This is a genomic window from Aurantimonas marina (genome assembly GCF_017183135.1).
Lineage (GTDB): Bacteria > Pseudomonadota > Alphaproteobacteria > Rhizobiales > Rhizobiaceae > Aurantimonas > Aurantimonas marina.
In genome coordinates, this window is sequence record NZ_JADDXW010000008.1 from 44,372 (window position 1) to 68,005 (window position 23,634).

A 23,634-nucleotide genomic window follows, 5' to 3' on the forward strand; every position below is an offset into this window, starting at 1 on the left:
CGCTTTCCTTGCATCTTCTTCTCGCCCAGAAAGGCACGATCGACGACGGCGGCGAAGCGGTCGACCTCGGCCAGTCGCCGGCCGATATTGTGGTGCTGTCGGCGGCCGACACGGAGATCGCCAGCCTTGCGGCGGCGGCCCGGCGCCTCGGCGATGCGGCGCCGACGCTGCGCCTCGCCAACCTGCTGCGCCTCAAGCACCCGATGTCGGTCGACGCCTATGTCGAGCGAACGTTGCGCCACGCCAGGCTCGTCGTGGTGCGGTTGCTCGGCGGCGCGGCGTACTGGCCCTACGGGCTGGACGCGCTGCTTGCCAACGCGCAGGCGGCGGGAGCCAAGCTCGTGGTGCTGCCCGGCGACGACAAGCCGGATCAGGGGCTCGACCACTACACCACGATCCCGCTCGCCGAGCGCGACCGGCTCTGGCGCTATCTGGTCGAGGGCGGGGCGGCGAATGCCGGGAAGTTCCTGGAGGGTTGCGGCGCAATCCTTGGCGGCGGCGAGTGGCCGGCCGAGGCGCAGCCGCTGCTGAAGGCCGGCGTGCTGGAGGTTGGTGCCGGCGTATCCCGCTTTTCCGACCATTCGTTCCCGAAGGCGCCATCCCTTGGTCATCTCGGCCTTGAGCTGGGACCCGTGCCTCAAAATGTGGATACGCATCTGGACCGCGACGGCAGCGAAGACGGCTCGGAATGGATTTCGGCTCAAGGCCGGGATGACGAAGCGGAGGGAAAGCCTCTCGCGGCGATCGTGTTCTACCGGGCGCTGGTGCAGAGCGGGCAGACCGAGCCGGTGGAGGCGCTGACGCAGGAAATGGCGGAGCGGGGGCTGGATGTGCTGCCGGTGTTCGTTTCCAGCCTGAAGGACCCGGTGTCGATCGAGACGGTGCGGGCATTGTTCGCGGACCGGGCTCCCGACGTCGTCGTCAATCTGACCGGCTTCGCGGTGTCCTCGCCGGGCGGAGACCGCGTTCCGACGGTGCTGGAGGAACAGGGCGCCGTCGTCTTGCAGGCAGTCTTGGCGAGCGGGTCGGCGGAAAGCTGGAAGACATCCGCGCAAGGGTTGTCGGCCCGTGATCTGGCGATGAGCGTTGCGTTGCCGGAGGTTGACGGGCGGGTGTTGTCGCGCGCCATTGCCTTCAAATCGGCTGGCGAATGGGATGCGCTAACCGAGACGGATATCGTCGCGCACCGCTCGATGGCCGACCGCGTGGCGTTCGTCGCCGAGCTCGCGGCCCGTTGGGCGCGGCTGCGGCGGAAACCTGTTTCGGAAAAGCGTGTGGCGATCCTGCTCGCCAACTATCCCAACCGGGACGGGCGGCTCGGCAACGGGGTGGGGCTCGACACGCCGGCCGGGACGATCGAGGTACTCGAGGCGATGGCGGCGGCGGGCTATCCGGTGGCGGATATTCCTGAGAGCGGCAACGCGCTGATCGATCATCTGATGGCCGGGCCGACCAATGCCGGAACCGCGATGCGGGAGGTGCGCGAGACGCTGTCGATTGCGGCCTATCGACGGTTTTTCGCGGGACTGCCCGAGGCCGTGCGGTCGGCGGTGACGGAACGCTGGGGTGCGCCGGAGGGCGATCCATTCGTGGTGACGCATCGCGGCGAGGCGGCCTTCGCACTGCCGCTGGCGCGGTTCGGCGAGACGCTGATCGGCATCCAGCCGGCGCGCGGCTACAACATCGATCCGAAGGAAACCTACCACTCGCCCGACCTTGTGCCGCCGCACAACTACCTGGCGCTCTACGCCTATCTCAGGTCCGCATATGAGGTGGATGCAGTCGTCCATATGGGCAAGCACGGCAATCTCGAATGGCTGCCGGGCAAGGCGCTGGCGTTGTCGGAGACCTGCTTTCCCGAGGCGGTGTTCGGGCCGTTGCCGCATCTCTACCCGTTCATCGTCAACGATCCGGGCGAGGGCACCCAGGCCAAGCGGCGGACCAGCGCCGTCATCATCGATCATCTGACGCCGCCGCTGACCCGGGCGGAAACCTACGGGCCGCTGCGGGATCTGGAGGCGCTGGTCGACGAATATTACGAGGCGGCCGGCACCGACCCCCGGCGTCTGACGCTCTTGAAAGGGCGCATCCTCGATCTCGTACGCGACATCGGCCTCGACCGCGACGCGGGGATCGGCGCGACGGACGCCGAGGAGACGGCGCTGGAAAAGCTCGACGCCTATCTCTGCGACCTGAAGGAAATGCAGATCCGCGACGGGTTGCACGTCTTCGGCCAGGCGCCGGAGGGACGGCTGTTGACCGATCTCGTCGTGGCGCTGGCGCGGCTGCCGCGCGGGACGGAGCCGGGCGATGCGTCGCTGCACCGGGCGATCGCGGCGGATCTGCTGGGAGCGGGTTCGGCGCCGTTCGACCCGCTCGACTGCGACATGGCGGCGCCGTGGGAGGGACCATGTCCACAGGTTCTCCACAGCCTGTCCACAGACTCCTGGCGGACGCAGGGCGACACGGTGGAGCGCATCGAACTGCTGGCGACACAGCTCGCCGGGGGCGAGATCGCGCCGCACCCGGAATGGCACTCCACAGGCGCGGTGATGGCGGATGTGACGGCGCGGCTGAAGCCTGCGGTGACGGGCTCGGGGCCGGCCGAGATCGCCGGGCTGCTGGCCGGGCTTTCCGGCCGCTTCGTGCCGCCGGGGCCGTCCGGCGCGCCGACGCGGGGACGGGCGGACGTTTTGCCGACCGGCCGTAACTTCTTTTCCGTCGATACCCGCGCGGTGCCGACCGAGGCCGCCTGGTATCTCGGAAGCAAATCGGCCGAACTCCTGGTGATCCGTCACCTCCAGGACCATGGCGACTGGCCGCGTTCGATCGGGCTCACCGCCTGGGGCACGTCCAACATGCGCACCGGCGGCGACGACATCGCGCAGGCGCTGGCCTTGGTCGGGGCGAAGCCGGTATGGGACCGGGCCTCCCGGCGCGTCACCGGCTACGAGATCGTGACGCTGGCCGAACTCGGCCGGCCACGGGTCGACGTGACGCTGCGCATTTCCGGTTTCTTCCGCGACGCTTTTCCGGACCAGATCGCGCTGTTCGACCGGGCGGTCCGGGCAATCGGCGCGCTGGAGGAGGAGGCCGGCGACAACCCGATTGCCGCGCGGATGGCGGCCGAGCGGCGGGCGTTCGTGGCGGAGGGGCAGTCGCCGGAGGAGGCGGACAAGCGCGCCGGCTTCCGGATTTTCGGATCGAAGCCCGGTGCCTACGGGGCGGGGCTGCAGGCGCTGATCGACGAAAAGGGCTGGGAGACACAAGCTGATCTGGCGGAAAGCTATCTCGTCTGGGGCTCTTATGCCTACGGGGCGGATGCCGAAGGCGAGGCCGAGCGCACGAGTTTCGAGACGCGGCTTGCCGGCATCGAGGCGGTGGTCCAGAATCAGGACAATCGCGAGCACGACCTTCTGGATTCCGACGACTACTACCAGTTCGAGGGCGGAATGACGGCGGCGGTGGAGCATGTCTCCGGCACACGGCCGGTCGTCTACCACAACGATCACTCGCGGCCCGAGCGGCCGGTCGTGCGGACGCTGGAGGAAGAAATCGGCCGGGTCGTCCGAGCCCGTGTCGTCAACCCGAAATGGATCGCCGGGATCATGCGGCACGGCTACAAGGGTGCTTTCGAGATCGCCGCGACGGTCGACTATCTCTTCGCCTTCTCGGCGACGACGGGGGCGGTGCGCGATCATCACTTCGATGCGGTCTATCAGGCCTTCGTCGCCGATGACGATTTGCGCGCCTTCATGCTGGAGAACAACCCGAACGCCTATCGCGAGATGAGCGACCGGCTCGCCGAGGCGATCGACCGCGGCTTGTGGTCGCCCCGCTCCAACTCGGCCCGTGCCCATCTCGGTGGCATCGACGGACGCTCGCCATGACCGGCGTGGTGACGATCGAGCGCATCGAAATGTCGGATACGGACGCGCACAGCCGGATCGTGGCGCCGCTCGCCGAACCCGCGACGCGGGGCAAATTCGCTTACGCGCCGCGCTTCGTCATGCTGGCGCTCAGCGATGATGAGGGCGTCGACGGCGGCCTGATCGGCAAGCTCTACTGGGACTGGCTGTCGATCGAGACCGTTGCCGTGCCCGAGCGCTGGCGGGGGCGGGGGCTGGGCCGGCGACTGCTGGAACAGGCCGAGACGATCGCGCTGGCGGAGGGTTGCCACAGCGCCTGGGTGGATACCTATTCCTTCCAGTCGCCGGGGTTCTACGAGGCGATGGGCTATCGTCCGTTCGGTCGGCTGCCGAACTATCCGGCGGGCGAAGAACGGATCTTTTACGCAAAGAAATTGGCGGGGTCGCCGATGGCAGACGATGGGATGGGGAAATGACGGACAAGGCCAAAATCACGGACGGAATGTCGGAGGACGATCTCGACGCCCGCCATGCCGAGAAAATGAAGAAGAAGAAGGCGGCGCGCGACAAGATCCTCGCCACCAAGACGATCGAGAAGGGCCTGCTGATCGTCCACACCGGCAAGGGCAAGGGCAAGTCGACGGCCGCCTTCGGCCTCGTCTTCCGGGCGCTCGGCAACGGCATGAAGGTGGCCATCGTGCAGTTCGTCAAGGGCAAGTGGGAGACCGGCGAGCGCAAGGTGCTGGAGCATTTTCCCGACCAGGTGACGATGACCGCGATGGGCGACGGCTTCACCTGGGAGACCCAGGACCGCCAGCGCGACATTGCCGCCGCCAAGGCCGCGTGGGAGCGGGCGAAGGCGCTGATCATGGACGACGAACACCAGCTGGTGCTGCTCGACGAGCTCAACATCGTCCTGCGCTACGACTATCTCGACATCGCCGAGGTGGTGGACTTCCTCAAGGGCAAGCCGGCGATGAAGCATGTCGTCGTCACTGGCCGCAACGCCAAGGACGAACTGATCGAGATCGCCGATCTGGTCACCGAGATGGAGATGATCAAGCACCCGTTCCGATCCGGCGTGAAGGCGCAGGTCGGGATCGAGTTTTAGGGGGTTAAGGGTCGGCTTTTGGTATACAGGTGTCCGCTTTGAATTACGGCTTTGGGTGGAAACCAGCCGGACGGCTTTCCAGCCAACAGGCCGCATAGCGGCCGTTTTGCAAAGGTTATCCTGACTACGGCAGGCTCACAGAGGTGGGCCAGGCCAGCGGTCATGCTGAAAGAGCGTCTCGATCACAGCAGACAAGGAAAGCACTCCCCTGTCGTCCAGATGTCGTCCCATGATCTGGAGCCCGATTGGGCGGCCATCGGCGGTAAAGCCAATGGGAACCGAGGCAGCCGGGAGGCCAGTGAAGTTTGCGAGGGCCGAAAAAGGAACCCATGCGGACGGCGGAAGCGATTGCCCCGCAATTTCCGCAGGGCCGTATGTGTCCGCGGCGAAAGCGGCAATGGCGGTAGTGGGGGTCAGGAGGAAGTCGAACTCGCCCATGAACTGAGCGGTAATGTTGGCGACGCGCTTCCTCTCCATGAGCGCCGCAGTGAACTGATCTGCACTCCAGGTGCGGTCGAGAATACTTCCGATCCAGCCATCCAGTTTGATACCTCGATCAGATTCCATGCCCTTCAGTCCGGCGCGGTCCGTTTCGAGAGCAACGAGCGTGTCGAGAAGGCCTTCGGTATTACCAACGGCGGGATAGGCGCATTCAACAGAGCCTATCACTGACTTCAATTGCGCGATGGCATCCTCGAATGCACCGAGTATCTCGAGATCGACGACGGCAAAGCCAAGATCGCTGGAATAGGCAATGCGAGCGCCCTGCATCGCCCCGAGCTCTTTCAAAATCCAATCCTCAGCCTGAGACGGAATTGAATGCCTGTCGAGAGAAGATGGGCCGCTGAGGACTGAGAGGGCAAACGCCGCGTCGGCGGCCGTGCGTGTAAGCGGGCCAACATGTTCAAGCGACTCCCAGCCAGACTGACCGGGATACTGTTCGTCCCTGCACCCCGGAAACAGTGGGACACGTCCCCAGGACGGCTTCATTCCGAATACGCCAGATAAGGACGCTGGGATGCGTATCGACCCGCCACCGTCGCTTCCCAAGGCCAGAGGAACCATCCGCGCTGCGACCGCAACTGCCGAACCCGCACTGGAGCCGCCAGGCGTCAGTGCCGTATTCCAGGGATTCCGCGTCGTGGGAAAAACGTGGTTGTGACCGATGCCGCCGTAGCCGAACTCTGACGTGTTCGTCTTGCCAACAATGATTGCTCCCGCCGCCTTGAGACGCTCGACCACGATGTCGTCTTGCTCGGGAACAAAGTCGGCGTAGAGGCGCGAACCGAAAGTCGTTCGCAAGCCCCGAGTGGAAATCAGGTCTTTCACGGCAACGGGAACGCCGGCCAAGGGGCCTACGGGCAACCCATCGGCGAGGCGGCGATCGGTCTCTTCTGCCTGTTCGATGGCCGTATCATCCAGTGTACAAAAGGCATGCAGATCGCGATCAACCGCTTCTACACGAGATATCGAGGCCTCGACAACTTCGCGGGCACTCCACTGCCTGTTGATGATTGCTTGCGATATCTGCTTTAGATCAAGTTCCAATGGCGACGTCTTGGACACGGTCTAACTCCTGCAATCTGACACTGCATTTTCGCGTGGCAGCACTCTGACGCCGCTATCATCCTGATTTAGCGACAGGCATCTCTGATTCCCGTGGCACTTTACAAGGTCTGGTTTCGGGAGTGTCCAACACCAACGCTTATGGCAGACATGGGTCGGATTGAGACGCTCCGATAAGATGCCGAATGCCTGATGTCCCACGATCCGGCCTGCGCCGTTCGCCAACATGAGGCCCCGACCGCAACCAGCCCTAAAAATTCGCCACCACGAAATCCGCCGACACGCTTTTCTCCAGTACCAGCCGCATGTTGGGCAGGTCGTTGCCGTTGAGCTTGTCGCGAAGCGCGGCGCCTTCGAGGCCATAACCACCCCAGCGCTCGGCCAGGCGGGCTTCCAGAACCGCCTCCGGCACGGCGAGCATCACCGTCATGTCTAAGCGCTGCCGCAGCGGTGCCCAGGCGGGATCGTCGAGGAGAAGATAATTGCCCTCGACGAGGATGATGGGCGTGGACGCGGCGATGATCCGCGCCCCGGCGCGAGCGATCTCGATCGACCGGTCGAACACCGGGACCGCGACGTCGCGGCCGTCGCCGGCCCGCAGCCGGTCGAGCATGACGGCCAGCCCATCGACATCGAAAGTGTGCGGCGCGCCCTTGCGCGGCCGGTCGCCGCGCGCCGCGAGAACGGCGTCGTCGAAATGGAAGCCGTCCATCGGCAGAATGTCGGTCGACCCCGGCGATGCGGCGTTCAGGCGGTCGCGAAGCCGTTCGGCAAAAGTGCTCTTGCCCGAGCCGGGCGAGCCGGCAATGGCGACGATCAGGCGGCCGGGCTTTTGCCGTGCCGCGATCACGTCCGCGAGAGCATCCGGCGTGATCGGCTTCGGATCTCCGGGGGTGGTGCAATCGGAGGAAGTCACGTCGTCGCTCCGCTATTCGTTCGGGATGTGAAAACGGCCGTTCACTATATGAAGACGATTCGTTACGAACCGGGCTCTTTTCATCGGGGGCGTGAAGCCGCTTATTTCGTCGAGGAATTTGAACCGCACGGAGCAACGGCCATGAGCATCGCGTTGAAGGGCATCCACCATCTGACCGCCATTACCGCCGACGCCCCCGGCAATCTGCGCTTTTATACCGACGTGCTCGGGCTGCGTCTGGTCAAGAAGACGGTGAACCAAGACGACACCAGCGCCTACCATCTGTTCTATGCCGACGGAAAGGCCAGTCCGGGCACCGACATCACCTTCTTCGATTTTCCGGCGGCGCCGGAGCGGCGCGGCACCAATGCGATTTCGCGCACCGGACTGCGCGTCGCCGGCCGCGACAGCCTCGAATTCTGGCGTGATCGCCTGACCGAGGCGGGCGTCGCCGTGGGCGACACCCGTGAACTCGATGGCCGGGCCTCGCTCGACTTCGAGGACCCGGAAGGCCAGCGCCTGCGGCTCATCGACGATGGCGGCAAGGGCGACGCCAACCCGTGCGATGGCAGCAGCGTGCCCGAGGCGCACCAGATCCGCGGCCTCGGCCCGATCGTCATGTCGGTTCCCGATCTCGGCCGGACGGAACCGATCCTCACCGAGATCATGAACATGCGCAAAACGCGGACCTACGAGGCGGACGGCGCAAGCGTCCATGCCTTCGAGATGGGCGAGGGCGGTCCGGCGGCGGAGCTGCATGTCGCGGTCGAGCCGAACCTGTCACGGGCCGGGCAGGGCGCCGGCGGCGTGCATCACGTGGCGTTCCGGGCGGCCGATATCGAGGAGTTGCACGAATGGACCGAACGGGTGCAGGGATTCCGCGTGCCGTCGAGCGGCGAGGTCGAGCGCTATTATTTCCGCTCGCTCTATTTCCGCGAGCCGAACGGCATCCTCTTCGAGATCGCGACGGACGGGCCGGGCTTCGCGGTGGACGAGCCGATGGAAAGCCTCGGGCAAAGCCTGTCGCTGCCGCCATTCCTGGAGCCGAGGCGGGAGCAGATCGAGGCCAATTTGAAGCCGCTCGGCTGAGCCAGGAGAGGGAACCGGCCATGACAGAACGGGACGAACCGGCGCTTCTCGCCGAACACGGGCTCAAACATACCGGCGCGTCCCTCGCCGAAGCGACGCGCGCCATGCTGTGCCTGCACGGGCGCGGCGCCACCGCCGAGGACATCCTCAGCCTCGGCGAGGCGATCGCCCTGCCGGGCATTGCCTATCTTGCGCCTCAGGCTGAGGGCGGTGCCTGGTATCCGCGCCCGTTCATGGAGCCGATCGCGGCGAACGAGCCGTTTCTGTCGGCCGCGCTTGACCGGATCGGCACGATCCTCGCCGCACTCGCCGAGGCCGGCTTCGACAGGGAGACGGCGGAGCATCTACGCAGCCGGCGTGCCAAGGTCACGGCAAAGCTCTATCCGGAGCCCGGACACGCGATCAACATGGGCGAGGTCGCGGAAGCCCGGCGGCTTATCGCGGCGCTGCGAGGTTGAGGGAGGCTGCCCCTGCGGAATCCTCTGGCAAGGCGCCCCGCTCCGTCATAAGCTTCGTGTCGGAGCATTGCGGAGCGGAGCCAAACCATGCGCATGGCCGGCATTCTTCAGGGATTTTTCGCTGCGACCACGTTGAGTGTGATCGCCCTCCTGGCGCAGCCAGCGCTCGCCCAGGATAGTGGTGAGCGCCGCATCATCACGACCGAAGGCGCCGATTATTTCGGCCGCGACTACGACATATTGAAGGATGTCGATCTCGACCGTTGCACGGCTGCTTGTCTCGGCGACGATCGCTGCAAGGCGTTCACGCTGAATACCAAGAGCCAGTGGTGCTTCCTGAAAGAGGAGATCGGCGAACTCAGGACCGTCGCGGGCGCCGTTTCCGGTAAGGTGGTCGTCGCGGCCGTGCCCGACGAGAACAGCCTCGAGCAACGCGCCGCGGGGCTGGATTTCCTGCCGCGCGCGGCGATCGACGAGGCGAAGCGTCTGCGCCTCGAACTCGCTGACGAGGAACGCGATGCGGCCTATGACGATCAAACGGTCGACGATCTCGCCAGAAGCGCCAGGGCGGCGCTGACCTATCCCGAAGCCATTCGTCTTTGGCGCGAGGCGCTGAGGCGCGAGCCGCTCGCCTATCGCGCCTGGCAGGGTATCGCCGAGGCGGCGCTGGCCTATAGTCCGGAACAATATGGCGATCGGCCGACCAATGACCGGCTGCGCGAGTTCGGCGCAATCAACGCCTATTTGACGGCGGCGAGCGATGACGAACGGGCGGAGGCGCTGCGAGCGCTCGGCCAAGCCTATGAGGCGGCGGAGAACTGGAAACTTTCGATCAAGACCTACCGGCGGAGCCTCGATGCCGGGGAAACAAGCGCTGCCCGTACCCGTCTCGATGCCGTTGTGGCGGAGCATGGCTTCCGGATCGTCGACAATGCCGTCGACAACGATGCCGCCAACCCGCGGATCTGCCTGAATTTCTCCGATGCCCTGTCGGCCGCGCTGACGAGCTCGGAGAATGTCGGCGATTATGTGCGCGTGGAGAATGGCGAGACGCTGCCGGTATCGGCGAGCGGCTCGCAGATCTGTGTCGACGGGGTGAAGCATGGGGAACGCTATCGCATCGTCGCGCGTCCGGGGATCCGTTCGGCCGATGGCGAGGCGCTGACCAAATCGGTCGAAACCGTCGTCTATGTGCGTGATCGCGATCCGTCGGTGCGCTTTGCCACCAACGCCTACGTTCTGCCGGCGGGCGGCGAGGCGACGATACCGGTGACGACGATCAACACCGACGAAATCGAGGCGCGGCTGCAGCGGATCGGCGACCGGGCCTTGTCGCGGGCGATCCGCGACGAACGCTTCCTGCGCCAGCTCTCCGACTGGCAGATCGACGAGGTCGCAAGCAGCAGCGGCGAGGACGTCTGGACGGGAACCGTGACGGTTGCCCGCGAGACGAACCAGGAAGTGACGACGGCAATCCCGGTGTCGGCGATCGCGCCCGATATCAAGCCGGGTGTCTACATCTTGTCCGCCAAGGCGAAGAACGGCCCGCAATATCAGGACAGTTTCGCCACCCAGTGGTTCGTGGTCAGCGACATCGGGCTGACCAGCTTCGCCGCGGCTGACGGTTTTCACGTCTTCGCCCGCTCCCTCGGAAGCGCCGAACCGATCGACGGCGTCGAACTCGAGCTCGTCGCCGCGAACAATCAGATTCTCGGCTCCGCCAAAACCGATGCGGCCGGCCATGCGCGGCTGCCGGCGGGGCTGTTGCGTGGTACCGGCGGCGACCGACCGGCGGTGCTGACCGCGGAAAACGGCAGTTCCGACTTCGTCTTTCTCGATCTCACCCAGTCGCCTTTCGATCTGACAGACCGAGGCGTCGATGGCCGGCCGCCTGCCGGTCCGCTCGATGTGTTCCTGACATCCGAGCGCGGCATCTACCGGACCGGCGAGACCGCATTCTTTACCGGACTGGTGCGTGACGCCAAAGGCGAGGCCGTCACGGAGCTGACGCTCACGGAAATCGTCACCCGCCCGGATGGCGTCGAATACCGTCGCCGGCAGGTCGCTGACGAAGGCGCGGGCGGGTTCGCCTTCGGGCTCGAGTTGCCCGGGAACGCCATGCGCGGGATCTGGAAGGTGGCGCTGCATACCGATCCCAAGCAGCCGGCGCTCGCGGAAGAAAGCCTTATTGTCGAGGATTTCGAGCCAGAGAAGATCGACTTCGCGCTGACCGCGTCCGCCGAAATTCTCGACCCTGCCGCGCCGCCGGCGATCGACGTCGCGGCGCGCTATCTGTTCGGCGCGCTGGCCGGCGAATTGGAGGTCAATGGCGAGGCGGTGCTGAGTGCCGGGACAAGTATCGTGGGCTTCGATGGTTATCGGTTCGGCCTCGCCGAGGACGACACGACGGCCATGCGCCAGCCCTTCGACGGCGCCACGACAGACGCCGACGGAAATGCCACGATCGCGCTCGCCCCCTTCGCGCCGCCGGCGACCACGAAGCCGCTCGAGGCCTCGCTGCAGGTTCGCGTCGTCGATACCAGCGGCCGTCCCGTCGAGCGGACGCTGACCTTGCCGCTAGCCGGGGCGCAGCCGCGTCTTGGCATCAAGCCGCGCTTCGACCGGTCGGTCGGCGAGGGAGGCGACGCGGGATTCGACCTGATCGCGATCAATGCGGACCGGGCGCGGACGCCGCTTGCCGGCGCTGAGTGGGTGCTCAACAAGGTCACGACGCGGTTCCAGTGGTATGCGAGCAGCGGTAGCTGGAATTACGAGCCGGTGCGGACCTTGGCGCGGGTCGCCAGCGGGTCGATCGACATCGGGGCGGAAAAGCCAGCGGCATTGTCGCTGCCGGTGGAATGGGGCGAATACGAGTTTGTCCTGCGCGATCCCGCCAGAGCGGCGGTTCCGGCGAGCGTTACCTTCGAGGCGGGCTGGTATGTCGCGGCGTCGTCGCTCGACACGCCAGACATGGCCAAGATCTCGCTCGACAAGCCGCGTTATCGCATCGGCGACACGGCGACCGTTCATATCGAACCGCGCTTTGCCGGAACGGCTGAAGTGCTGGTGATGGACGAGCGCGTCATCGCCACCAAGACCGCTGAAATCGACGCCGATGGCGGCGAGGTGACGCTCGAAGTCACCCGTGAATGGGGGCCAGGCGCCTATATCGCCGCCATCGTCTACCGGCCGATGGATATCGACGCCAAGCGGATGCCCGGCCGAGCGATCGGCCTTGCCCATGCCAGCGTCGATCCGGGCAATCGTGCTCTGACGGTCTCGCTAGAGGCGCCGGACAAGATCAGGCCGCGCCAAAGCGTCGACGTTTCGATTGCGGTCGACGGCGTCGAGCCGGGCGAGACGGCCTATGTGACGCTGGCCGCGGTCGACGCCGGCATTCTCAACATCACCGGTTTCGAGCCGCCGTCACTGTCGGGCCATTACTTCGGCAAGCGCCGGCTCGGCGTCGAAATCCGCGATCTTTATTCCAAGCTCATCGACCGCATGCAGGGCGCGCCCGGCACCGTGCGCTCGGGCGGCGACGCGGGCGCGAGCTATCAGAGCCCGCCGCCAATGGAGGACTTGGTGGCGCTGTTCTCCGGCCTCGTGGCCGTCGAAGACGGCGGCAAGACGACGATCACGCTCGACGTTCCCGACTTCAACGGCACGCTGAAGCTGATGGCGCTGGCCTGGACGAAGACCGGCGTCGGCGAGGCGAATGCCGAGATAGTGGTGCGCGATCCGGTCGTCCTGGCGGTCAGCCAGCCGCGCTTCCTCGCGCCGGGCGATAGCTCCCGCGTCGCGATCGACGTGACGCATGTGGAAGGGACGACCGGGGAAGTGACGCTGGTTCTGTCCGGTGGAGGCGGCATCATCTCGCTCGGCGAAGAGGCGAGCGAGCGCTTCGATCTTGCCGAGGGCGCAAGGGAGCGGCTTCTGGTGCCGGTCACGGCCGAAGCCGTGGGCGACGCCAGCCTCGAGCTTGCCTTGACCCTGCCGGGGGGCGAGATCCTGGCGAAAAGCTTCGCGCTGCCGGTTCGCTCGATCGCGCCGGAAACCGTCGACAAGAGCACCGTGACGCTGGCGGCCAGCGGCGGCCGGCTCGATCTCGGCGCGAATCTCTTCGACGACTTCCTTCCGGGCACTGCGGCCGCGACCGTCAGCGTCACCGGCGCGGCGCGCTTCGACGTGGCCGGAGTGGTGCGGGCGCTCGACCTCTACCCCTATGGCTGCACCGAGCAGATCACCAGCCGCGCGATGCCGCTGGTTTATCTGGATCGGACCATCCTAGCCGCCGGCCTTGCCGGTTTCACCGGCACGGAAGACATTACAAAGCGCGTCGACGACGCGATCGCCGGCGTCCTCGCCAACCAATCGTCGAACGGCGGCTTCGGCCTGTGGCGGCCGGACTACGGGGATCTGTGGCTCGACGCCTATGTCACCGATTTCCTGACCCGCGCCCGCGAGGCCGGCTATACGGTGCCGGAGGAGCGCTTTGCGCAGGCGATCGACAATCTGCGCAACAGCCTCGCCTATCTGCCGGACGCACCGGACTGGGGGCCGGTCGCCTATGCCACCTACGTGCTGGCGCGCAACGGCCGGGCCGCGATCGGCGACCTGCGCTACTATTCGGACAACGAGCTGTCGAATTTCCCGACGCCGCTAGCCAAGGGGCAAATCGCGGCGGCGCTGGCGCTCTATGGCGACCGGGTGCGGGCGGAGCGGGTGTTCCGCGCGGCGATTACAGACGCGCTCGCGGGACTTGCCGTGAATTCTGGCCGCACCGACTACGGGACGCAATTACGGGATGATGCCGCAGTCCTGACGCTGGGGCTGGAGACCGACGTGGAGGGGCTGTCGTTCGACGATCTCGTGCAACAGGTCAACGCCGCGCGCCAGCGCCAGGGCTACACCAGCACCCAAGAGGACGCCTGGTCGCTGCTTGCCGCGCACGCGCTGCTGGCCAGCAATCCGCCGAAGCTGACGGTCGCCGGCCGCAATGTGGATGGACCCTATTCCGCCGTCTTCGACGCCAAGGACTTGGGGTCGGGTCTGGATGTCGCCAACCGCGGCATGGCGCCGGCTGAGGCTGACATCACATTGCGCGGGGTGCCGAAGATCGCGCCGCCCGCGTCCACCGACGGCTACGCCATTGCTCGCAGCTACTACACGCTGGACGGCGAGCCGTTGGATATTGCCGAAATCGCCCAGGGGGAACGGTTCGTTGCAGTCGTGGAGATGACACCGATCGACGGCGGTCCGGCGCGGCTGATGATCGACGATCCGCTTCCGGCCGGCTTCGAGATCGACAACCCGGCGATCCTGCGGGGCGGCGATGTGGCGGCGCTCGACTGGCTGGAACTGACCGGCGAGGCGGCCCATACCGAGTTCCGCGCCGACCGCTTCCTCGCGGCGGTCGATCAGCGCGGCGGCGATACCGCGACTCAGCGCTTCGCCTATGTCGTGCGCGCGGTTTCGCCGGGAACCTTCGTCCACCCCGCCGCCCTCATCCAGAACATGTACGATCCCAGCCGGCGCGGCCGGACCGACGAAGGCCGGGTTTCCGTCGTCGGCCCACTACGGTGATGGCCTTGGCGCTGCCCGGAGGCTGAGCAATGTCGCCGCAACGCCGCTTGGCGCAGACCGGGATCATTCTCTTGCTATGCGCGATCGTCGCGATCGGCTGGGGTCTCGCGGCTTTCGAACGCGCGGTCGCGGCGCGGATCGCGGCCTTCGCGGCGCCGCAAACCGGAGTCGAGGTGGTCGACCGGAACGGCGCCCTGCTGCGCGCATTCGCGAGTGACGACGGAAGGTGGCGGCTCGAAGCGGGGGCCGACGATGTCGATCCGCGCTATCTCGCCATGTTGCTCGCTTGGGAGGACAAGCGCTTCGCCGACCATGGCGGGGTTGATCCGCGTGCCTTCCTCCGGGCGGCATGGGAAACGCTGATCCATCGCCACGTCGTCTCTGGCGGCTCCACCCTGACCATGCAGGTCGCGCGGATGCTCGGCCGCCTGCCGACGGGAAGTCTCGCGGCCAAGGGCGAGCAGGTGCTCGTCGCGGTCGCGCTGGAACGGACGCGGAGCAAGGCGGAGATCCTGTCGCTCTATCTGCAACTCGCGCCCTATGGCGGCAATCTGGAAGGCGTGCGGGCGGCGAGTCTGTCCTTCTTCGGCAAGGAGCCGAAGCGGCTGACGGCGGCGGAGGCGGCGCTGCTCGTGGCGCTGCCGCAATCGCCCGAGCGTTACCGGCCGGATCGTTATCCCGAGCGGGCGAAAGCGGCGCGCGACCGTGTGCTGAACCGGATGGAGACGCTCGGGGTTCTCGACGCAAGGGAGACAGCCAGGGCGGAGCACGAGGCGATGCCGGTCGGGCGGCGCGCCCTGCCGATGCTCGCCGCGCACGCGGCGGTGCGTCTGTATGGCGAAGAGCCGGAGAGGCCGCGCATTCGCCTGACCATCGACAAGGGCGTGCAGGAGCGGCTGGAAGCCTATGCGCGGGACAAGGCGAAGACGCTGAAAAAACCGGTCAGCCTTGCGATTCTGGTCTCCGATCCGGCGACGGGCGAGGTGCTGGCGCAGGTCGGCTCACCCGATCTCTTCGACCGCGAGCGGCAGGGCTTCGTGGATCTGACACGCGCGCTTCGCTCGCCGGGCTCGACCCTGAAGCCACTGATCTACGGGCTCGCCTTCGAGCGCGGACTGGCACATCCCGAGAGTCTCGTGGACGATTCGCCGGGCGGCTTTGCGGGCTATACGCCGCAGAATTTCGACCGCGTCTTCGAGGGGGTCATCACGGCGCGGCGGGCGCTGCAATTGTCGCGCAACCTGCCGGCTGTCGAACTGCTCAGCGCAGTCGGCCCGGCCCGGCTCGTTCATCGCATGAAGCGGGCTGGCGCGCGGCCGGAACTCGGCGATCGCTCGCTGCCGGGCCTCGCCATCGGGCTCGGCGGGCTGGGACTGACGCTGGAGGATCTGGTGCGGATCTATGGCGCAATCGCCAATGGCGGTGTGGCGATGCCGCTGCATATCGAGCAAGACGCGGTGGTCGGGCAGGGCAAGCGCATCCTGTCGCCGCAGGCGGCGTGGTATGTGACATCGATCCTCGCCGGTGCGACGACGACGACCAAGGGCTCCCCCGGCGAGGTGGCCTACAAGACCGGTACGTCCTACGGTTACCGCGACGCCTGGACGGTCGGCTATGACGAGAAGCATGTGGTCGGGGTGTGGCTCGGCCGGCCGGACGGGGCGCCGGTGGCGGGGCTGGTCGGCCAGGACAGCGCCGCGCCGGTGATGCGCGACGTCTTCGCCCGGCTCGGGCCGGTGACGCGGCTGCTGGGTCCGCCGCCAGGCATTCTCGCCTCGGCCGGCGGCGGGCTGCCGCCGCCGATGCGGCGGGTCGGGCGCGCGGCCGAACTGGCGCAAGCCGGACTGCAGCCGGAGATCGTGTTTCCGCCGAACGCGGCGCGGGTCGAAATCGGTCTCGGCCGCGGGCAGGGCGGAGACCTGTTCCTCAAGGTGCGCAACGGCAAGCCGCCCTTCACCTGGTATGTCGACGGGCGCCCGGTCATCCGCCACGCGCTTGAGCGCCAGTCGAACTGGCGGGCAAACGAGCTCGGTTTCGTCGATATCGCCGTGGTGGACGCGGCGGGTGCCGCCGCGCACAGCCAGGTGTTCGTGGAATAGCCCGCCTCGCCGAGTGCTCCGGCTTGGGAGCTTGCTGCTTTACCGTCGCAGCAGCCGGATCGCCTCGCCGATGATGCCGCGCCGGAACAGGAGGACGCAGAGCACGAAGATGATCCCAATGATGACGGTGACCGGGAAATCAGAGGTGGCGAAGTAGTTCTGCATGGTGACGACGAGCGCCGCGCCGATGGTCGGGCCGAAGATCGTTCCCATGCCGCCGAGCAGCGTCATCAGCACGACCTCGCCGGACATCTGCCAGGCGACGTCGGTGAGTGTTGCGATCTGGAAGACGATGGCCTTGGTCGAGCCGGCCAGCCCGGCAATCGCCGCCGACATGACAAAGGCGCCGAGCTTGTAGCGATCCACCCGATAGCCGAGGGAGATCGCGCGGTTCTCGTTTTCGCGGATCGCCTTGAGGATGTGGCCAAAGGGCGAGTTGACGATGCGCCAGACGGCGAAGAAGCCGAACAGGAAGATCGCCAGCACGAAATAGTAGATGTTCAAGGGGTCGTTGAGGTCGATCAGGCCGAGGAGATGGCCGCGCGGCACGCCCTGGATGCCATCCTCGCCGTGGGTGAAGGGCGCCTGCAGGAAGATGAAGAAGATCATCTGCGACAGCGCCAGCGTCACCATGGCGAAATAGATTCCCTGCCTGCGGATGGCGAGGAAGCCGACGATGAGGCCGATCACACCAGCGCCGACGGCGCCGAGCAGGATCGCCGACAGGGGCTCCCAGCCCCAGACTTTGGCGGCATGGGCGGTGAAATAGGCGGCGCCGCCGAAGAAGGCGGCGTGGCCGAAGGACAAAAGGCCGACATAGCCGAGCAGGAGGTTGAAGGCGGTGGCGAAGAGCGCGAAGCACAAGACGCTCATGAGGAATACGGGATAGACGAAGAACGGCGCGGCAATCAGCCCGGCAAGGGCAATGGCGGCGACGATCAGGCCGACGGTCGACAGGTCGCGCTGTCCAGCCCGGCGTGCCGGTGACCCCTCAGCCGAGCCTTCGCCGTCGCGGATCGCGTTGGCTTCAACGCTGGTGACTTGCGAATTGGTCATATCAGGCTTCCTTCCCGAATAACCCGGCCGGGCGGACCATCAACACGATCGCCATGATGACGAAGACGACGATGTTCGAGGCCTCGGGATAGAAGACCTTGGTCAGGCCCTCGAGAATGCCGAGGAGATAGCCGGAAACGATCGCCCCGAGGATCGACCCCATGCCGCCGATGACGACGACGGCGAAGACGATGATGATCAGGTTCGAGCCCATCAGCGGGCTGACCTGATAGACCGGCGCGGCGAGGACACCGGCCAGACCGGCGAGGCCCGCCCCGAGGGCGTAGGTCAACGTCAAGAGCAGCGGCACGTTGACGCCGAACGCCTGGACGAGCTGGGGGTTTTCCGTCGCGGCCCTCAGATAGGCGCCAAGCTTGGTCTTTTCGATCAACAGCCAGGTAGTGATGCAGATGACCAGCGAGGCGACGACGACGAAGCCGCGATAGTTCGGCAGGAACATGAAGCCGAGATTGGTGCCGCCGGACAGCAGTGCCGGCGTCGCGTAGGGCTGGCCCGCCGCGCCGAAATAATAACGGAAAGTGCCTTCGATGATCAGCGCGAGGCCGAAGGTGAAGAGCAGGCCGTAGAGATGGTCGAGATCATAAAGGCGCGACAGCATGGTGCGCTCGACGATGGCCGAGAGCAGCGCGACGATCAGCGGCGCCAGGATCAACGCCGGCCAGAAGCCGAGGCCGGTGTAGAACAGGATCAGATAGGCGGTGAAGGCGCCGAGCATGTACTGGGCGCCATGGGCGAAGTTGATGACCCGCAGCAGCCCGAAGATCACCGCGAGGCCGAGGCTGAGCAGGGCGTAGAACGAGCCGTTGATGAAGCCGATCAGGAGCTGGCCGAGCAAGGCTGGGAGCGCAATGCCGAAGATCATGGTCATTTGGCGTTATACCCCCACCACTTCATGCAGCCGGTCCATCTTGGAATCGAGTTCCGACGTCGGGAAACTCTCGAGGATATGGCCGTCCTCCATCAGAAAGAAGCGGTCGGCGACCTTCCTGGCAAAGCGGAAATTCTGCTCGACCAGAAGCAGCGTCATGCCCTGCTTCTTCAGTTCCATGAGGACGTCTCCGATGCGCTGGATGATAACCGGCGCCAGACCCTCGGTCGGTTCGTCGAGAAGAATGATCCTCACGCCGGTACGCAGGATGCGGGCGATCGCGAGCATCTGCTGCTCGCCGCCCGACAGCTTGGTGCCGGGAGAATTGCGCCGTTCGGCGAGATTGGGAAAGATCTCGTAGATCTCTTCGACACTCATGCCGCCGTCGGCGACGCGCGGAGGCAGCATGAGGTTTTCCGAGACCGACAGGGTCGCAAAGATGCCGCGTTCCTCCGGGACGTAACCGATGCCGGCATAGGCGGTCTTGTGAACCGACACCTTCATCATGTCCTTGCCGGCGATGCGGATCGTGCCTTCCCGCTTCGGCAGAAGGTTCATGATCGCGCGCAGCGTGGTGGTCTTGCCGGCGCCGTTACGGCCGAGCAACGTGATCGTCTCGCCTTGGTGGAGATCGAGAGAGACGCCATGCAGGACATGGCTTTCACCGTACCAGCCGTGGAGGTTTTCGACCTCGAGCAGGGGGGAGGCGCCGGACGGCTCACTCATCTTCGGTTCCCATATAGGCTTCGCGCACGCGCGGGTCGGAACTGACTGCCTCGTAGTCGCCCTCGGCGAGGGTTTCGCCGCGCGCCAGCACCGTGACGCGATCGCAGAGGTCGGCGACGACGTTGAGATTGTGCTCGACCATCAGGACCGTGCGGTCCGTGGCGATGCGTCGGATCAGGTCGGAGATGCGGCCGATGTCCTCGACGCCCATGCCGGCCATCGGCTCGTCGAACAGAAGCACCGGCGGGTCGAGGGCAAGCGTGGTCGCGATCTCGAGCGCCCGCTTGCGGCCATAGGAAAGCTCCGCCGCGTCGAGCTCGGCATATTCGTCCAGCCCGACGGCCGCGATCAGCTCATGGGCACGGTCGTTGAGCCGGTCGAGCGCGCTGCTGGAACGCCAGAACTGCGTGCCGAGATGGGCCTTGCGCTGCAGCGCGACGCGGACATTGTCGAGGACCGTCAGATGCGGAAACACCGCCGAGATCTGGAACGAGCGCACCAACCCCAGCCGCGCCACATCGGCGGGCTTGAGGCCGGTGATGTCCTTGCCGCGAAAGGTGATTTTGCCTTCGGTCGGGGTCAGGAACTTGGTCAAGAGGTTGAAGACGGTGGTCTTGCCGGCACCATTGGGGCCGATCAGGGCGTGGATGGTATTTTCGCGGACGTCGAGATCGACGCCGTTCACGGCCTTGAAGCCGAAGAACTCCTTCGTGAGGCCGCGGGCGGAAAGAATCGCCTCCTGCGGGGAAACGCTCATCGGCGCATTCATCTCCTGTCGGGGTCGGGATACTGGTGGGAGGGAGCCGGCGTCGCCGAACTCCCCGTCGACGAACTATTTGGCGGCGAAGCTCGCAAGGTCGCAGCCGCTATCCTCGACCGTTCCGAAGGCGACGTCTCCCGGTACGGTCGCAACCTCCTTGTACAAATCCCAAGGGCCAGTTGATTCATCCGGCGTCTTCACCTGGAAGAGATACATGTCGTAGACCATGCGGCCGTTGGCGAGGACCTTGCCCTTCTTGGCGAACAGATCCTCGACCGGCATCTCGTGAAGTTTCCTGGCCACTGCCTCGGTCTCGTCGGTGCCGGCTTCCTTGACGGCTTTCAGATATTGCAGAACGGCCGAGTACGTGCCGACATGGATCATGTTCGGCATCTTGCCGAATTTGTCCATGTAGCGCTTGGCGAAGGCGCGGTTCTCTTCACTCTGGTCCCAATACCATCCTTCGGTGAGGTTGAGGCCCTGGGCCGCCTCCGCGCCGAGCCCATGGACTTCGGACAAAGTGAACAGCAGGGCGGCGAGCTTCTGTCCCGCCTGAACGAGGCCGAACTCGGTCGCCGCCTTGACCGCGTTCGCCGTGTCGAGACCGGCATTGGCGAGCCCGATGACCTTGGCACCGGAACTCTGCGCCTGCAGCATGAAGGAGGAGAAGTCAGTGGTCGACAAGGGATGGCGGATGGCGCCGAGGACCTGGCCGCCATTCGCCTCGATGACCTTGGTGGCCTCACCCTGCAGGGAATCGCCGAAGGTGTAATCGGCAGTGACGAAGAACCAGCTGTCGTCGCCGCCCCTGACCAGCGAGCCGGCGGTGCCTTGCGACAAGGCGCGGGTGTTGTAGGCCCAGTGAAAACCGTAGGGACTGCACTGTCCGCCGGTGATCTCGGTGGAGCCGCCGCCGGTGGTGATGGTGATCTTCTTCTTCTCGCGCGACAGACCCTGGACGGCGAGCGCGACCGAGGATGTCGTCAGGTCCATGATGGCGTCGACGTTCTGCACGTCATACCACTCGCGGGCGATGTTCGATCCGACATCGGCCTTGTTCTGGTGATCGGCCGAAATGAGTTCGACCGGCTTGCCGAGGACGGTGTCGCCGAAATCCTCGATAGCGAGCTCAGCCGCGGCCACGGAGCCCTGGCCAGCCGTGTCGGCGTAGACGCCCGACATATCATTGAGGATGCCGATCTTGACGACGTCGTCCGACACGTCTTGGGCTGTTGCCGGCCAGGCGACAGCCGCAGCGAGGCTGGCGGCGAATGCTGTCGCGACGGGGCGCTTGGTCGTCATGGATCGGTCCTCCCAATGAACAAAAGCGCGGTCGCCACCTCCCCGGCGCGTCCGATGCGCATGTGCCATTGGATCGGTCGATGCGCCGGACTTCAAGCCCAAACTTTGCCTATTTCACATAGATCTGGGCAGTCACGGCGCCCAAGCCGGCGCGGCCGGGAAGCAAAGTGCCGAAGCCTTGCCTCGCCGGCCGCACCAAATGCCTCAGTTCTTGAAGCTAGCGACGTCGCAGCCGGAGTCTTCGACTGACAGGAAGGCGTCGCTACCGGGGACGGTGGAGACTTCCTTGTAGTAATCCCATTCGCCCTTGGAATCGGCCGGTGCCTTTACCTCGAAGAGGTACATGTCATAGACCATCCGGCCATTTTCCTGCACCTTGCCGGACTTGGCGAAGACATCCTCGACGGGCATTTCATGCAACTTCGCCGCGACCGCATCGGTGGCGTCGGTGCCAGCGGCCTCGACCGCCTTGAGATACTGGGTCACGGCCGAATACGTGCCGGCCTGGACCATGTTCGGACGACGCTGGGTCTGTTCCATGAAGCGATCAGCGAATTCGCGGTTCTCGTCGCTCTGATCCCAATACCAACCTTCGGTGAGGTTCAGTCCCTGGGAGGCCTCGAGCCCGAGGCCATGGACCTCGGCCAGCGTGAAGAGCAGGCCAGCGAGCTTCTGCCCGGCCTGCACGATACCGAACTCCGCGGCACCCTTGATGGCATTGGCCGTATCAAGGCCGGCATTGGCAAGGCCAATGACCTTGGCACCCGAACTCTGGGCCTGGAGGAGGAAGGAGGAGAAGTCGGTGGTGCCGAGCGGGTGACGAACAGCGCCGAGGACTTCGCCGCCATTTTCCTTGACGAAGTTTCCGGTCTGCTCCTCCAGCGAGTAGCCGAAGGCGTAGTCGGCGGTGAGGAAGAACCAGCTGTCGCCGCCAGCCTTAACCAGCGCGCCGCCGGTCCCGACGGCCAGGGCGTGAGTGTCGTATACCCAGTGGAACCCGTAAGGGCTGCACTGCTTGCCGGTCAGTTCGGTGGTCGCCGCGCCGGTTGTAATGGTGATCTTCTGCTTCTCGCGCGACAGCCCCTGGACGGCGAGGGCGACCGACGACGTCGTCAGCTCCATGATGGCGTCGACATTCTGCACGTCGTACCATTCGCGGGCGATGTTGGAGGCGATGTCGGCTTTATTCTGATGGTCGGCCGAGATGAGTTCGATCGGCTTGCCGAGAACCTCGCCACCGAAATCCTCGATGGCCATCTTTGCCGCCGTGACCGACGATTGACCGCCGAAATCGGCATAGACGCCGGACTGGTCGTTCAGGATGCCGATCTTCACCACGTCATTGGAGATTTCCTGCGCGCCCACACTGGCCGGCACAAGCGCGGCGGCTGCGACGGAGCCTGCAAGCAGCAATTTCATCATGCGCATTTCGATAATCCTCCCACATAAAACGCAAACAATCAGGCCAGCCGGAGGCGGAGCCGGCAGCAATAACCTGACCTTGCGGTTGGATGTCGTTGTGAAGCAGCGAGAGGAGCCCTGTCAAGGAATGCCGATGGCCGTCATCTAAGCCGTTCGTCGTAGATCAAGAGCAGGCTGGGCGTTGGAGCTGTCGCGGTGGTCGGTTGCCTGATTCGCGGGCGGACGCGCGGCGGAAGCGTTGATTTCTGGAACGGCCGGACCCGGGGGACATCTCTTCTCGCGCGTGCCAGGGGCGGCTGCCCTCCAGCCATTGCGCAAGGCGCATGACCGCCATGTGCCGGTTGATATCGTAGCGCGGATCGCGACGACGGGCGAGGCGCGCCAGCAGGCCGAGTTCGCCGCGGAGCCTGACGCGCAAGGAAGCCGATTCCGCTTCGGGGAGACTGGCGGCGTCATCCATGGCCACGGCGTCGGACAGAGACTTCCGCTTGAGGCCGAACCGGCGCAGCAGCATCGCGAGTTCAAGCCGGGAAAGATCGCGCTGCGCCTCTCGCCGCCGAGCCTCGGCATGGCGGCGGGCGGCTTGTTCGAGCGCCGCCGTGAGAGGGGAAAGGTCGAGATGTCTGGCCATGCGGACGCTCCGGTGAGTGGTCCGCAAAGAGTCCGGCAGTTATGCGTATGGGGGATAAAATCCTTTAAATGGAGTTAGTGAAATCGTTTGTGGACGCTCTGAATACAGCAATTTTGAGCGTCATTGCGAAATAAAATAGGAATTATTTCCCCTA

Annotated in this window: 16 protein-coding genes; 7 read left to right on the top strand and 9 right to left on the bottom strand. The window is 65.5% G+C overall.

Going from position 1 to position 23,634, the window contains the following annotated elements:
* Nucleotides 1–8 precede the first annotated feature (8 nt).
* From cobN to cobO, 3 genes are read left to right on the top strand one after another with little or no spacing between them, the layout of a single operon-like run.
* Nucleotides 9–3,890, top strand: a complete 3,882-nt coding sequence (gene cobN, locus ING15_RS10875; RefSeq protein WP_206454833.1) for a cobaltochelatase subunit CobN — start codon at nucleotides 9–11, stop codon at nucleotides 3,888–3,890.
* Complete coding sequence (locus tag ING15_RS10880) at nucleotides 3,887–4,345, top strand: GNAT family N-acetyltransferase (RefSeq protein WP_232845696.1); 459 nt, start codon at nucleotides 3,887–3,889, stop codon at nucleotides 4,343–4,345. The genes cobN and ING15_RS10880 overlap by 4 nt, the downstream gene beginning before the upstream one ends.
* Complete coding sequence (gene cobO, locus ING15_RS10885) at nucleotides 4,342–4,980, top strand: cob(I)yrinic acid a,c-diamide adenosyltransferase (protein ID WP_206454834.1); 639 nt, start codon at nucleotides 4,342–4,344, stop codon at nucleotides 4,978–4,980. The genes ING15_RS10880 and cobO overlap by 4 nt, the downstream gene beginning before the upstream one ends.
* Before the next feature lie 135 nt (nucleotides 4,981–5,115).
* Here the strand turns inward: cobO and ING15_RS10890 are convergent, their stop codons facing one another.
* Both ING15_RS10890 and ING15_RS10895 read right to left on the bottom strand, forming a co-directional pair.
* Nucleotides 5,116–6,546: an amidase gene (locus ING15_RS10890; RefSeq protein ID WP_206454835.1), complete on the bottom strand. Its 1,431-nt coding sequence runs from the start codon at nucleotides 6,544–6,546 to the stop codon at nucleotides 5,116–5,118.
* Between the two features lie 250 nt (nucleotides 6,547–6,796).
* Nucleotides 6,797–7,462, bottom strand: coding sequence for a nucleoside/nucleotide kinase family protein (locus ING15_RS10895; protein WP_332873815.1), 666 nt, complete (start codon nucleotides 7,460–7,462; stop codon nucleotides 6,797–6,799).
* 141 nt (nucleotides 7,463–7,603) lie between these two features.
* On the opposite strand from ING15_RS10895, the gene ING15_RS10900 reads away from it, so the two are divergent.
* The 4 genes from ING15_RS10900 to pbpC all read left to right on the top strand — a co-directional run bounded on the left by ING15_RS10900 (nucleotide 7,604) and on the right by pbpC (nucleotide 16,694).
* Nucleotides 7,604–8,551, top strand: a complete 948-nt coding sequence (locus tag ING15_RS10900; RefSeq protein ID WP_206454836.1) for a ring-cleaving dioxygenase — start codon at nucleotides 7,604–7,606, stop codon at nucleotides 8,549–8,551.
* A gap of 20 nt (nucleotides 8,552–8,571) precedes the next feature.
* Nucleotides 8,572–9,009 (top strand): alpha/beta hydrolase, encoded by a 438-nt coding sequence (locus ING15_RS10905; protein ID WP_206454837.1) that lies wholly within the window; start codon nucleotides 8,572–8,574, stop codon nucleotides 9,007–9,009.
* Between the two features lie 93 nt (nucleotides 9,010–9,102).
* Nucleotides 9,103–14,595 carry an alpha-2-macroglobulin family protein gene (locus ING15_RS10910; protein WP_232845697.1) on the top strand — a complete coding sequence of 1,831 codons (5,493 nt, stop codon included), beginning with the start codon at nucleotides 9,103–9,105 and terminating at the stop codon, nucleotides 14,593–14,595.
* A 29-nt stretch (nucleotides 14,596–14,624) separates the two neighbouring features.
* On the top strand, nucleotides 14,625–16,694 hold the full coding sequence (gene pbpC / locus ING15_RS10915; RefSeq protein WP_206454839.1) for a penicillin-binding protein 1C: 2,070 nt from the start codon (nucleotides 14,625–14,627) through the stop codon (nucleotides 16,692–16,694).
* Between the two features lie 39 nt (nucleotides 16,695–16,733).
* Here pbpC and ING15_RS10920 read toward each other — a convergent pair whose 3' ends face one another.
* From ING15_RS10920 to ING15_RS10950, 7 genes are all read right to left on the bottom strand, one after another.
* Nucleotides 16,734–17,750 carry a branched-chain amino acid ABC transporter permease gene (locus ING15_RS10920; protein WP_206454840.1) on the bottom strand — a complete coding sequence of 339 codons (1,017 nt, stop codon included), beginning with the start codon at nucleotides 17,748–17,750 and terminating at the stop codon, nucleotides 16,734–16,736.
* Between the two features lies 1 nt (nucleotide 17,751).
* Nucleotides 17,752–18,639 (bottom strand): branched-chain amino acid ABC transporter permease, encoded by an 888-nt coding sequence (locus tag ING15_RS10925; RefSeq protein ID WP_206454841.1) that lies wholly within the window; start codon nucleotides 18,637–18,639, stop codon nucleotides 17,752–17,754.
* A 6-nt stretch (nucleotides 18,640–18,645) separates the two neighbouring features.
* A complete protein-coding gene (locus ING15_RS10930) occupies nucleotides 18,646–19,365 on the bottom strand; it encodes an ABC transporter ATP-binding protein (RefSeq protein ID WP_206454842.1) in 720 nt (239 codons plus the stop codon).
* Nucleotides 19,358–20,122, bottom strand: a complete 765-nt coding sequence (locus ING15_RS10935; RefSeq protein WP_206454843.1) for an ABC transporter ATP-binding protein — start codon at nucleotides 20,120–20,122, stop codon at nucleotides 19,358–19,360. The genes ING15_RS10930 and ING15_RS10935 overlap by 8 nt, the downstream gene beginning before the upstream one ends.
* Nucleotides 20,123–20,197: 75 nt before the next feature.
* Nucleotides 20,198–21,427 carry an ABC transporter substrate-binding protein gene (locus ING15_RS10940; protein WP_206454844.1) on the bottom strand — a complete coding sequence of 410 codons (1,230 nt, stop codon included), beginning with the start codon at nucleotides 21,425–21,427 and terminating at the stop codon, nucleotides 20,198–20,200.
* A gap of 204 nt (nucleotides 21,428–21,631) precedes the next feature.
* On the bottom strand, nucleotides 21,632–22,846 hold the full coding sequence (locus ING15_RS10945; RefSeq protein WP_206454958.1) for an ABC transporter substrate-binding protein: 1,215 nt from the start codon (nucleotides 22,844–22,846) through the stop codon (nucleotides 21,632–21,634).
* Nucleotides 22,847–23,012: 166 nt separating this feature from the next.
* Entirely contained in the window at nucleotides 23,013–23,480 is a 468-nt protein-coding gene (locus ING15_RS10950; RefSeq protein WP_206454845.1) for a hypothetical protein, read from the bottom strand.
* Nucleotides 23,481–23,634: the final 154 nt, after the last annotated feature.